General features: G+C 40.1%; 10 protein-coding genes. 2 read left to right on the top strand and 8 right to left on the bottom strand.

What is annotated here, in order from left to right; all coding sequences use genetic code 11:
- From H5073_RS03770 to H5073_RS03785, 4 genes are read right to left on the bottom strand one after another with little or no spacing between them, the layout of a single operon-like run.
- Positions 1-1,344 (bottom strand): P-loop NTPase fold protein, encoded by a 1,344-nt coding sequence (locus tag H5073_RS03770; RefSeq protein ID WP_182677126.1) that lies wholly within the window; start codon positions 1,342-1,344, stop codon positions 1-3.
- 4 nt (positions 1,345-1,348) lie between these two features.
- Positions 1,349-2,509 (bottom strand): restriction endonuclease subunit S, encoded by a 1,161-nt coding sequence (locus tag H5073_RS03775; RefSeq protein ID WP_182677128.1) that lies wholly within the window; start codon positions 2,507-2,509, stop codon positions 1,349-1,351.
- Positions 2,499-4,016: a type I restriction-modification system subunit M gene (locus H5073_RS03780; protein ID WP_182677130.1), complete on the bottom strand. Its 1,518-nt coding sequence runs from the start codon at positions 4,014-4,016 to the stop codon at positions 2,499-2,501. Before H5073_RS03780 ends, H5073_RS03775 begins: the two co-directional genes overlap by 11 nt.
- Before the next feature lie 10 nt (positions 4,017-4,026).
- Positions 4,027-4,611, bottom strand: a complete 585-nt coding sequence (locus H5073_RS03785) for a restriction endonuclease subunit S (RefSeq protein WP_182677132.1) — start codon at positions 4,609-4,611, stop codon at positions 4,027-4,029.
- A 126-nt stretch (positions 4,612-4,737) separates the two neighbouring features.
- Between H5073_RS03785 and H5073_RS03790 the strand changes: the two genes are divergently transcribed.
- Positions 4,738-5,727 (top strand): nucleotidyltransferase, encoded by a 990-nt coding sequence (locus H5073_RS03790; RefSeq protein ID WP_182677134.1) that lies wholly within the window; start codon positions 4,738-4,740, stop codon positions 5,725-5,727.
- On the top strand, positions 5,720-6,649 hold the full coding sequence (locus H5073_RS03795; protein ID WP_182677136.1) for an S-4TM family putative pore-forming effector: 930 nt from the start codon (positions 5,720-5,722) through the stop codon (positions 6,647-6,649). Before H5073_RS03790 ends, H5073_RS03795 begins: the two co-directional genes overlap by 8 nt.
- Here H5073_RS03795 and H5073_RS03800 read toward each other — a convergent pair.
- Genes H5073_RS03800 through H5073_RS03815 form a run of 4 tightly spaced genes read right to left on the bottom strand, consistent with a single transcriptional unit; the run spans position 6,646 to position 12,394 of the window.
- A complete protein-coding gene (locus H5073_RS03800) occupies positions 6,646-8,073 on the bottom strand; it encodes a TnsD family Tn7-like transposition protein (RefSeq protein WP_182677138.1) in 1,428 nt (475 codons plus the stop codon). The genes H5073_RS03795 and H5073_RS03800 overlap by 4 nt on opposite strands.
- Before the next feature lie 10 nt (positions 8,074-8,083).
- On the bottom strand, positions 8,084-9,520 hold the full coding sequence (locus H5073_RS03805; RefSeq protein ID WP_182677140.1) for an ATP-binding protein: 1,437 nt from the start codon (positions 9,518-9,520) through the stop codon (positions 8,084-8,086).
- The gene (locus H5073_RS03810) at positions 9,520-11,664 is read right to left on the bottom strand and encodes a DDE-type integrase/transposase/recombinase (protein ID WP_182677142.1); all 2,145 of its coding nucleotides are present in this window, start codon (positions 11,662-11,664) and stop codon (positions 9,520-9,522) included. The genes H5073_RS03805 and H5073_RS03810 overlap by 1 nt, the downstream gene beginning before the upstream one ends.
- Positions 11,654-12,394, bottom strand: coding sequence for a TnsA endonuclease N-terminal domain-containing protein (locus H5073_RS03815; RefSeq protein ID WP_259394812.1), 741 nt, complete (start codon positions 12,392-12,394; stop codon positions 11,654-11,656). Before H5073_RS03815 ends, H5073_RS03810 begins: the two co-directional genes overlap by 11 nt.
- Positions 12,395-12,508 lie beyond the last annotated feature (114 nt).

Below are 12,508 nucleotides of genomic sequence, written 5' to 3' on the forward strand. Positions count from 1 at the left end.
TCACTCAAAAGACATCAGATTTGCCGTTTCGATAATCTGATTTATGGCCTCATTCTGGTCAGGAGTATCACCCATAAAACTATTGTTGATATATTTTTGCCAATAGGCCTCTTGCTCTTTGCTTGGGTTGTATTTCTCTGTGTTTTTATTGCAATCTTTCACCAGGATAACCATTATCACCTCCCAAACTTTTGGTATCCCCCTCCCATCAAGTACTGGAATATCTTTTACTCCTAAAAATTCACTCAATAAATTAGCGTCAACAACGCCTTTTTTAAGCTCTGATAATAGTTCTGGTCGGAAGCATACAAGCATGACACCAATTAATCGTAACAGCATATACCCAAGATACTGACGATCTATAAATCTATCTGAATTTGATAAGCTTTGTGCAATCTGAATATGTAAAATTAGAGTTTCCACTTCCCTGAGAGAAAGAGAGTGGTATTGAATCAAATACTCAATTGCTTGTCCAAATGCAGGATTTTGTATGCAATCATCAGGCAAACACTTTTTTTCTCGTGCGAGTGTAAAAAAATGCTTTCTAGCGGCTATTACTGGTGAATGTATGTTTCTATCGGAAAGAGAAGATAACTCAAACCTGAATTTGATAAACTTGTCTAAGTAGCGCTGTGCATCAACAGCATGACCATAACAATGATTAACCGAGGCTTTTAATTGCTGGGTGTTGGTAATTAGCACAAAGCTAACCCCTTTAACATCAAAGGTATGCTTTATAACCTCAAGCATTTCAATTGCAAAGTTTGGTCTGCATCGATCAAGTTCATCAACGAACAATATAATCGGTTTTGTAGAAGCAATGTCTGAAAGTGCAGTTTGTAATGCTTTTAAATTTTGTTCAGCTTTAACATGATCTTTTAATATAGATTCAACAGTCGCATCAATCGCCTTATCCGCAGCACCTTGAATTTCTTTATCAAAACCATCAGCTACATCCGCAAAATCTTGTTTTAATGTATGTGATACAACTGCTTTTGCTACTGCTTTAAAACCATAACGTACCGCAGGCAAGGCTTTTTTCATGAAACTTTTTTGGCTGTCCTCATCGGGCAAAACTTTAATGACTTCAGCAAGTACTGTCATTAAAGGCTCATCAGCATGGTCGGCTTTAAAGGCATCAATATAAATTAAGTGATGTGTATCATCCCCGCGCATCAGATTTATGAGCTTATGACAAAACTCTGTTTTACCCGTCCCCCAACTACCATCAATAACCATTGGAGAAACATTGATGTCGGCTTGTAATAACGTAATCACTTTTTTAGCAATGCTCTCACGCTTAAACTCATCACGTTCTTTAAATGTTAATGCTTTAATGTCCATATTGTTACACCGTTTCCATTAAATCGACTTTGACGCGGCGTTTACCTGTGAGTAGCTGCTGCATCAATGCCTTTTTCTCTTGTTTGAGGTGGGCGAGTTTGCTTTCTAATAGCTCGATCTCTTTGTCGGCAGCAGTGAGGACTGAGGCGATTTTTTGTTGTTCTTCCATAGAAGGTAATAACACGCTTATTTTAGAAAATTGTTCGTACCATAAATAAACTCTTACACTACCTTCCCCATATCGACAGTAATCAAATTTGGTTTTTTCAGTGGATAGCCATTGAAAGAAAAACTCAGAATGTACTTTAGGCTTAAGCTTAAAGCAGACGTATAGTGAACTTATGATGCCTATATCACCATTGAATCTAGCTATAGATCCCACATTAATCCTCGCTGGATTATATGCAAAATCTCCATTTTCAACGATCTTGTATGTTGACCTATTCTCACTCGCAACTTCTTTTGAAAAGTGCTCGTCTTGTTTAACAAAACCGGAGTTATTTGTAACAGAGTACACTCGAATATTTTCAGATGACTTATTTTTATTGGAAAATTTAATTGTTATCTCGCCAACTCTTAGATCTTCCCACTTCCCTTCAAACGCCTTACCTGTTTCAGGGTTGAGCAAACGCTTCTTACCCGTCAAAAGCTGCTGCATCAGGGATTTTTTCTGCTGTTTGCTGGTTGCAATCAGCTTTTCAGTTGTACTGATCGCCTTATCCCACGTTGAAAGGATTTTGGCGATTTTTTGTTGTTCTGGGAGTGGGGGCAATGGCAGTTTTACTGCATAGATAGGCTTTTGTGAGACAAGTGGCTGTCCCCCCTTATTTCTAAGCCTAGATAAGTCAAACTTTTTAAGCTTGCTAACCAAATACTCTTTGTCAATTTCAGAAGAGACCGTCTTGGTATACAAGGCGTTATCAGTAATCCAACATGCTTTATTGATATATCGTGTTACACCACAATATTCGCCTACTCGCCCAATTAAAATTACAGAATCAGAAGAGTTTTTTTGACTAGAGTACCCCATGATGTTGTTTCCACCATAGACAGGGTATGGTGAATCATCGGAAAACTCTTTTTGCAAATCAGTAGGTTTCGTATCACCGCTACCAAGCGTTAAAACATCACCTAATTTAACTAAACTCCAACCATTAGGCACCATAACCCAGCTCCTCTAAATAACCCGCCATTTCAGCCTCTAGTTCACCTAACTCAGTTTGTAGTGTTAAACGCTCACTACGAACAGCAACTAAGTCAATTTCCGCTTCCTCTTCAAAGGTGTCTATATAACGGGGGATATTAAGGTTGTAGTCATTCTCGGCAATCTCTTGTGTTGTCGCTAAATATGAGTATTTATCCGTCGTTTCACGTGCTTTGTAGGTATCAACAATCTTCTGAATATTTTCAGTGGTGAGTTGGTTTTGGTTTTTACCCGATTTAAACTCACGCGAAGCATCAATAAACAACACTTTGTTGTCTGATTTTTGTTTTTTGAACAGTAAAATAGCTGCAGGAATACCCGTACCAAAGAACAGTTTTTCAGGTAAACCAATCACGGTATCAAGTAGGTTTTCATCAATCAGTTGCTTACGAATTGCGCCTTCGGTTGAAGCGCGGAATAACACGCCATGGGGGACAACCACGCCCATACGGCCTGTTTGCGGTTTAAGGGTTTCAATCATGTGTGAGATAAAGGCGTAATCACCTTTGGTTTTAGGTGGTACACCACGGCGGAAACGACCAAAGTGGTCATCGGCGGCGTTTTCATGCCCCCATTTATCCAACGAGAAAGGCGGATTAGCGGTTACTACGTCAAAGTGTAATAAACCGCCTTCTTTGTCCTGTAGCTTAGGGTTACGAATGGTATCGCCCCATTCAATGCGGTGGTTATCTTCACCGTGTAGGAACATATTCATTTTAGCCAGTGACCACGTAGAGCCAATCGCTTCTTGGCCAAATAGCGCATATTGCTTAGAGCCATTGAAGTTTTTTTGTATTTGTTTGCCACACTTCATTAATAGCGAACCCGATCCACAGGCTGGGTCACAAATGGTATCGCCCTCTTGTGGTTCAAGGATGATAGAAAGTAAATCTGACACTTCAGGTGGGGTATAAAACTCGCCTGCCGATTTACCACTGCCCGCCGCAAAATGTTTAATCAGGTATTCATAGGCATTACCAATCACATCTAACGAACCCACACGGCTAGGGCGCAGGTTAAGGGTTGGTTTACCAAAGTCTTCCATTAGGTGACGTAGAATATCGTTTTTCTGTTTTTCATCACCGAGTTTATCGGTATTAAAACTGATGTCTTGAAACACGTTTTTCAGCTTGGTGCCGTTGGCTTCTTCAATTGCATGCAATGCTTGGTCGATACGTGAGCCATTACCTGCGGTATTACGCAGTTCGTATAAGTCCCAGAAGGTTGCTCCTGCTGGAATTTTGAAAGACTGGCTTTCCATCATCGCCGCAATTAGTTCAGGCTCATCACCGTGTTCTATTTTCAGTTGTTCTGCTTTATCTTGGTGTACATCAGAAATGTATTTTAAGAACAGCATGGTTAAAACAAAATCTTTATAAATTGATGGGTCTACTGTGCCACGGAAAGTGTCACAGGCTCCCCATACCGCGTTATTTATGTCATTTTGGTTTATTAATGTATTTGGCATGATCTTTCTCTTATATTATTGATTCTTTTAAAATCTGTTGGCCGATAGCATCTAGCTCTAAACGTCTCAATTCAATTAATCTTTGGTAAATTTGTTTCTCTTGCTTTGCGTGCTGCGCCATTTTTACCATGCGCAGCTGTGTTGCTAGCGGCGGAATAATTATTGGGGTGTTATCTAGTACTGAACGGCGAATGCTCACTTGTGACGTTCCTTCTGCCGATTGTAAAAAGTATCTTTGAGCAACACTTTGATTTAACTGCCAAGCAAGAAATTCAGGTCGTATCAAAGCCCTCTCTATTACCCGAATTTGAAAATAGTGCGGTGAACAGACTATCGATTTTTTGGTATCGAGTACAACAGATGCTAGGTTTCTTGCGCCTCGAGCAGCAAAAACAATGTCGTTTGGTTTGAGCCACTCAGGCTCTTTACGTCCAGCAACATCAGTTAGAACCAACTGCTCCCAATTGATATCCCCTTCATCATTTTGATCTCGAGTCTGGATTACATAACCATTTCCCTCAAGGGATTCATTAATCGCCCCCCTAAATGGATGTCCGGCCCTAATTACTGCTATTTGTTCTAAGGTTACTTGCATACTCAACCGCATCATTAGTTATGATGCATTAAATAATGCTTGACTCTCTAACAAAAGTCAACGTAATCTAGAAAAATAAAGCATCATCGTGATTGATGCACTAAAATTATTTTGGGGAGAATTATCATGTCAAAAACTGTAAATGCCGCGTTTACTACATTTATGATCAATGCCGTTAATTTAGATGGTACTAGAACCAATACAGCACGTGCTAGCCGTAATTTTTTGAAGGGCAATGTCATAGGTCTAACAGATTTTTTTCCTCTTTATAGTGACAAAAATATCGACTTTGGATCTTTTGCTCGTAGAACGAAAATCAAGCCACTAGATGATATTGACATGATTATCACCCTCTCCGCAAACGGCTGTACTTGGGAGGAATCGTTCGATGGAACGGTTTATCTTAATACACCATCTGACTCCCCTGAGTATAAAGACTACCGACATGATGGAACATATCGACTGAACTCTCGAAAAGTCATCAATCGCTTTGTGAGTAAATTGTCTTCTCTGAATCACTATGAAAGAGCAGATCTGCATCGCAACCAAAATGCAGCAACCCTGAAATTGACAAGCTATGACTGGAACTTTGACATAGTTCCTGCTTTCTTCACCACTGAAGATAGCGCGGGAAAAACTTATTACATCATTCCAGACGGCAAGGGTAACTGGATGAAAACAGATCCAAGACTTGACCGTCAGCGCGTCACAGATATCAATCAGCTATGTAATGGGCATGTACTTAATGCTATCCGAGCCATCAAGTATTGGCAGCGTCGTTCAACCATGCCTTCTATGTCGTCTTATTTGCTCGAGAGCATGGTGCTCAACCACTTCGAAGCCAAAGGTGAAGCAACTGAGTTTATTGATATCAATGTCATTAATATTCTTGGGTATATTAAAAATAATATATGGAGTTCTGTCGATGACCCTAAAGGGATTCAGGGAAATTTAAATACTTTAACTTATGACGATAAGCTAAAAATTTCCCAGAAAGCAGAAACTGATTTCAATACTGCTCTTGCGGCACGAGAGTTTGAGAAAGCAGGTGATCATGAGACAGCCATAAGTGAATGGCGAAAAGTATTCGGCACAGAGTTCCCTCAATATGGATAACGATATGACTTGTATAGTAACCAATCAAAAACAAGCTGCTGCTGTCGAAGCGGGGACCGCATTCCGATACGCCTATGATCGAGCGAAGTTTTGGAAAGCCTGGATTTGGGGCACAGCATTTGTGCTCGCTTTTGTGCAGATGGCTGTATCTGTATATATTTTTTGTGGTAACAAAGCTCCATTTGATCCAGCTTATTTGACAATTGGTCCTTTACTAACTTTTCTCTTCATTGGCACTTTCGGCAAGTATCTTGTCAACAAATGGCAATCTCGAGGCTGCATGTTACAAAGGCTGCACGATTACCAAACCATGGACATTGGCGATAAGCCTTCACAACTAGAGCTTCCCAAAAGCCTTGTTATGGAACTCAGCACAAAACGGCTTAAGGAAGCCCCAGGCGATCGTGAACAGCTTGAAACATGGTGGTCTTCAGCACTTAAAGATGTGCCGTACCCCGTCGGAAAAGTCATTGCAACATACTCAACGTTCGCCTGGGAAAGTGAACTGAGAAAACGCTATCAAGGTTTATTAGTATTTTTATTGGTTACTTGTATCGCAATTCCAATCTTGGTGTCGCTCACATTGAACTACACAATATTACAATCGTTGGCTTTTGTTATCGGTCCATTTACGCCCATAATTGCAGTAGTACTCGATGAATGGATATTGAATAGACAGAGCCTAAAAATAGCAGAGCAGCTGACACTGGGATGTTATAACTCTTGGGACAATATTCTCACGGGAAAGCTAAATATCGATGAGATGCACTCAGCAACTGAGCAACATATGCGTTACTGGCAAAACTTCCGACAATCAGCAACACCGATTTTTGAATGGCTATACAAATTATCGAGAACGCAAATGGAACGTAATATGCTCGTGGATACAGATGAACTGATATCAGACTTCAACAAGAATTAGTCAGAGTTTAAAACATACTCGCCATGTCCTATAGGCTTGGCGGGAGATGGAAGAGTAGCCTCAAGCCAATCTCGATCATAAAGATATAGCCAGAAAAATGCGGCATTACAGTCAGATTTTATATCACGCCTAATAGCATCATGATTTTTCAACCGATAACTTTGGATCTCTAATCGATAACGACGACGCATTGATTCAAAGTGACATTTTTTTCGCCAATCGACTAAATCCGGTACACTGGAAATAACCTGCTCAACCGACCCTACCCCTATATCGCATCGTTCTGAAATCGACTTTCTATGCATACCTGAACGAGCGAGATGAACAATCTTACTTTTTAATTCTGATGTTAGCAGTCTAGGCTTTAGATTCAGTTTAATACCATGCTGCAGAGCTATTCGTTTTAAATAACAGCGGCTTTTTCCTGTTAACCTAGACACTTCGGCCATAGAACGGTTCTCTTCAAGCAGTTTTAAGCATTTATTTTCAAGCTGTTGAGCTTTAATAAGGCTCGGCTTGACCAAAGCTACATTAGGCTCCGAATGTTTTTGTTTAAATATTTCATTTGGGTGACTAAACAGCCAGCTGGCAAAGAGCAGGTGTCTGAATGGGTGGTGGCTCGTCTTTGGATTCAATAACTCAGATAAATATCGATAATCTTTAATATCATTGGGAAGTGGAGTATCTGATCCAGAATGATAACTGCCTGCCCAAGTTATAAATTGTCGCATCAAAAGCTGGCGACGAACACGCCCACCGGATGTGATAAAACCCAAATCAGCTAGCCGCCATCGGTAAACTGAAGATAACTCTATAACGGGGAGGGCTTTCATGAGCACTAAAGTGAGCTGTTGACTGAACTTAGCAACACAAGACTCAATATCCAACGCAGCTTGAGTCCCCCCATGACAAGATGGAAGTAGCCCCGTATCTAAGCGATGTTTTCGTTCTTCTAGCTCTATACTCTTCAGTAAGATTGAATGCTTATAACAGGCTATAACACCTGGGATCTGGTGTGCCCTATGCCAATAAGTCACCCCATAGCTTTGAATGTCTTGCTTAGCGCAGAGTTGGCACCACTTGAGACACACAGAACCTCCATGACCATATGAAGGTAACTGGCTTTCTCGAAGAGCTTTTGCGCCCTCATTAGCAAGCAAATACTTTTTAAGTTTACTTGCATGTTCTGGTAAATAAAAAAGAAAAAGTGGTGCTAAGGTTTGCTGGTGTAACAATTCTTCAGGAGACTCTCCTACAGCATGAGATAAATGCTCAATTCCAGCTGTAAGTAAGGGGTGTAGTGAAATTCGATTAGAGCCAAATGCTTTCTCGCAAAATGCTCCTACCTCATCACCAGATATAGCCAGATAACGAATTAACCGTCCTAGCAACAATTCATCTGGTAGCTGTGGAGGCAAAAGCATGGCTCAAACGCTAACCGAAAGTCTTGAGCGGGTCTTCACAGAAAAGTCCTGCCGATTTAAGCATATCCAAAGGATTTTCCTCTTCTGATGCTCTCTGTATTAATGCAGGATCTTCAATCAAGGCATGTAAATCATCCTCATACTGTAACTCAGTGATACGCTCAGCAAATTCAGGATGGTTAGGGCGACTTAGGTCACCAGGTATCGTAACGAATTTACCTTTGGATTCAGTAATAGCTTTAGCTTCTTCTGAAGCCTCATTGTTTGACATCTTTTTTGTAGATTCTTTTTTACGCTTTAATAGAGAAAGCCTTAATTCATCAGTTGCAGGCTTCGATGCTCTAATAGCAATACTTGCTCCTTTATTCAATACATCGGTAGTAATCCGTTCATCTAATGAGCCTATTACTGCTCGTTGTGAAGCGTAAAATATTCGCACAGCAAGGTCCATATTACCGACTGATAAATTAAAAAGTCTGTCACTCAAGTCCTGAGTCAATGGAGTTTGAACGTTAGTCCACTGTAACTTCCATAATTCATCAACAAAAAGTCCCCACTCATCTTCTGAATTTTTAAGTAAACCAATGTCAAAATAGCCTCCACTTTCGGCTCGTCGTGCAGCTTTAAGTGTTTTGCTTAATAACTTATCAAATGGTGGATTTGCACAAAATAAAATTGGTATGCCAAGGTTATTCATCAAATTATGTAAGAAACCTAATAATCGCTCAGCGCCACCGGCTTTAGCTGTATTTAGGTTTTGCATCTCATCTATAACTAAGATCCCTAAAAAATTAGACTTCATTTTTGCTTCAATCTGTTTTATTAACAGTGCAATAGTATTCTGTGGTTTAGTATTCTTAATTTCGAGCTTTCTATCAATTTCATCTAAAATCCGATGGCAAAGCCCTTTAACACTTGAATCATCAGGACAATCGACCTTAAGCCACACAACTTGTGTTAATGGTAATGACATACCTTTATAAGATTGATGTTTAATTACATCAGGGTAGATACTTAATACCTGCTCTAGCATCGATGTTTTACCAACGCCGCTTTCGCCAATGATTGTTATCCCACACCCTTTAGGTTTAAAGAATCCAGTATTAGGCTCTATGCTAGGCCTTTCATCCAGTGAATAATGAAGGTAATTCATTGTGGTTGGCGACAGAGGTTCTTTAGATGAATATCCATCTTTTATCGCGATTTCAACAGCCCTAAAGACATCAAAGTAAACTAGCTGAGGCTGGCGAAGTCTTTTTATACGAGTTAAGTACTCCACGCGAATTTCAGGATCGTTTTGAGTATCCTCGGTTAAGCACTTTGGATAATTTGCCAATTTATCCACTAACTCTTCATCCGTTAATTTCTTAGGGAGTGATTCAATAAGTGCATTCCCGACGTGTTCAGGTAAAATAGCTTTCTGATAATAGGCATTCTCAACATACATTAGTCATGATCCTTTTTACGCTTCAGCAATGACACCACTTTTTGATTCCGCTCTTCTGACCATTGCTCAACATAATTAGTCTCTTCTTTTTTGCGTTCTACCTTTACTGAACTGCTGGACAATCGAGCATCCTCAATCGCCTCTCTTCTTCGCTCTTTCATGCCTCGTGTACGCTCCACTTTAGAGGATAAAGAAGGCGCATTCTTGGCCTCACCTCGAGCATGCTTCACAATAGCTTTTCGACGCTGATGCTGTTCTACAGATTTTGCATCAGGTTTAGCTCGTTTTTTATCGAGTTTTTTCCAATCTTCAAAAAACAAAACATCAGCTCGATGTAGACCTTCAAGACTAGAAGACTGCAACATTAATGAACATCGAGTGAATCCTTCCATTTTTTGCAGCCTCACATAAATGAATGAGGAATTATCTTGATCGATTCGTGCCTCCATTGACCAACGAGATCCAGAGCGAGCAATCGTTTTCCAATCTTCGAACTCTGGCCGATCACATTCATAGTACATATCGTCGTTGAGTCTTATTCCTTTAGATGTCATAGAAACCGTTTCTACAGGTAATAATCGACTTCTAACTTCAGCCTCATTTACCTTATTTAGGGCATGTAAATGTTTATCTAGGTGAAAATTCCAATAATTTAGAGGGCAAGGTTTATTTCCGGACTCGATAAACAAGCGGCTCTGCCCAGCTAAGCTGTCTAAGTATTGCCGATTAAGTGACAAAACCTCATCAACAAGTAATGTCGTGACTTCTTTTAGAGTAAATATTGCATCAGCTCTTGGATCACGATCCCCACGAGTATTTGGTCGCCCAAGAGTGGTTCCCTGAAGTTCGTGATTTAATCGCTTATTCAACATATTGAAACGCTGCTCTATCGTACCTTTTCGGTCGGCTCTATAAGGAGGGGCAATGCTAAGGTGACCTATCAAAGGGACTGCTAAATCTTCAGCATTTTTACAGATGAACTCCCCTCTGTCACATAAAAGACGTTGGGGAATATGATTACATGGCCAATCTTTATCTTCGATCTCGATACCAAATTGAGCACAGTACTCTTTTTTAGAAGAGGCACAATTAACCAAAGCCTGACGCCCCGCGCGCCAAGAAGCAAACTCCATTGATACATGCATACCAACAATCATCCGACTTTCTTTATCTATAATAAGATAAAGTGTTGGTCGGCCTAAAACATGGTTACGCCTAATTTCAGATACTACATGTACATCTAGAACGGTAGCATCCAACTCAAAACAACTACCAGGTACTTCAGTATGATCCGTTGATGACCCTGATAAACCTCTGAGGTTGCGGTCAAAATAACCTAAAGATGTCTGTTTTCTAATTATCTCTTGCCTAGGGATCAATCTGTTAACCCAATAAATAAAGGCCCTATAGCTCGGAACACATACCTCACGTTGCTCAATATCTGCAGAAATTAATTCATCTGCATAAAACTCTTTTAACATCTGATCGTATACCCGACTATGAGTGGCAGCCTTTCCCCTCAAGCCATAACACTTCATCGCTTTAAGGAACTTAACTTTATCCTCTTCACTAGTATTTACCCCTTTTGGAACAATAAGCCCTGGAGTGGATACCTGAATAGGAGACCCTCTTTTTACGTCTCCAGCAATCCGTGGCTGCCCCGCGCCTCCAGAATTTTTGTATGCTGGGAGCAATGCGTTAAGCTCTTGTCCATACTTCCAAAACAGATTGAGGGACCGATATAAACCTTGAACGTATGTGTTTTGCTTCTTAGCGTGCCTTGCAACGATTTTACACCTTGGATTAAGTGAAACCTCCAGAAGAAAATTTGGATCACTGATTAACTCTTTAATTTGATGGAAACGAAAATTTCTCTTATTTTTATGTGCTTCAGAGAGCGTTTCCTCAGCAACAAGCTGGTAGAAGGGAGCTAAATAATCAGACGGGGATGCTTGGCCATTTTCTATTGCTTCAATAAATATAGCGACAGAGACAGCTATGGGTCTTTGGAGATTAGAATCATCCGTAAGCCTGAAAATCACAATTATTGAATCATCAGGGTAATGACTTAAAACTCGGTAAGTTCCATCTTGAATCTCACCAACGTCCTCAAAAACCCAAACACTATTTAATTCAACTTGCATTTTGCTGCTCTCCAACTTGCCTCGCCACCTTTACAACCTGCAAAATTCCACTTTCAGCTATAGGCTTATTAAGGTCTACACAAACTTGCTTTGTCGCTAGCAAAACCTTCAATAAAACTAAGGCGTCATCATGTTCAACATTCAGTTCACGAATAAAGTCATTACATAAATCTTCAATTAAATTAGTTCCTAATTTAACAATAGACTTAGCTTTTTCAATTGTGTCATTTTGAAAATTACTCCCTTGTCGATACGGTGAAGTGAACCATTGAATATTTCGAGATTGGATTTGAGTCTGCTCTGTCATTGAAAATATATGAAATGCAATACCTTGTAGCTGCCACCAAACCCTCTCAATATCGAGCTTTTCAGCTGTACGTTTATCTTTTAGATCATCAGCAGGCTTAACACTTATCGCCTCATACCAAGTTTTAGTGCCGTCAGTCAGAGTTAAAAGAAAATCAGTCGTCATCACATTGAAACATTTTTCTTTTGTCATTGGGATTATCGGATGATCGACATCTAGTGTTTTTGCTAGTCTGACCGAAAGGTCGAGTGGGAGAAGGGGAAATTGCTCACGAATATCAATAACAGGATCACAAAACTCTGCTAGGTAGAAAAAGCATGATTCTTGCTCTGATAATGTGTGGTGAACTCGGTTAGATTTGATTCCATCGATTTTACCGCTATTTCCGGCAGAATTAACATCTTGTACACGCAACCAAGGCATGTACGCATCACCTTCACCTAAGCCATAATTATTCTTCAATGCTCGCTGATAATCTTTAAGATTCTCTAGCTTCCTAAACCGTCCCAAGTTAATTCACTCCATAGCATTTGATAA

It is taken from the genome of Shewanella sp. SR44-3 (assembly GCF_014163735.1).
Taxonomy (GTDB): domain Bacteria; phylum Pseudomonadota; class Gammaproteobacteria; order Enterobacterales; family Shewanellaceae; genus Shewanella.

Bases quoted from the DNA above. Each gene is read 5' to 3' on its own strand.
- H5073_RS03770 (WP_182677126.1), bottom strand. From the start codon at position 1,344: ATGGACATTAAAGCATTAACATTTAAAGAACGTGATGAGTTTAAGCGT.
- H5073_RS03775 (WP_182677128.1), bottom strand. From the start codon at position 2,509: ATGGTGCCTAATGGTTGGAGTTTAGTTAAATTAGGTGATGTTTTAACG.
- H5073_RS03790 (WP_182677134.1), top strand. From the start codon at position 4,738: ATGTCAAAAACTGTAAATGCCGCGTTTACTACATTTATGATCAATGCC.
- H5073_RS03805 (WP_182677140.1), bottom strand. From the start codon at position 9,520: ATGTATGTTGAGAATGCCTATTATCAGAAAGCTATTTTACCTGAACAC.
- H5073_RS03800 (WP_182677138.1), bottom strand. From the start codon at position 8,073: ATGCTTTTGCCTCCACAGCTACCAGATGAATTGTTGCTAGGACGGTTA.
- H5073_RS03810 (WP_182677142.1), bottom strand. From the start codon at position 11,664: ATGCAAGTTGAATTAAATAGTGTTTGGGTTTTTGAGGACGTTGGTGAG.
- H5073_RS03785 (WP_182677132.1), bottom strand. From the start codon at position 4,611: ATGCAAGTAACCTTAGAACAAATAGCAGTAATTAGGGCCGGACATCCA.
- H5073_RS03780 (WP_182677130.1), bottom strand. From the start codon at position 4,016: ATGCCAAATACATTAATAAACCAAAATGACATAAATAACGCGGTATGG.
- H5073_RS03815 (WP_259394812.1), bottom strand. From the start codon at position 12,394: ATGCCTTGGTTGCGTGTACAAGATGTTAATTCTGCCGGAAATAGCGGT.
- H5073_RS03795 (WP_182677136.1), top strand. From the start codon at position 5,720: ATGGATAACGATATGACTTGTATAGTAACCAATCAAAAACAAGCTGCT.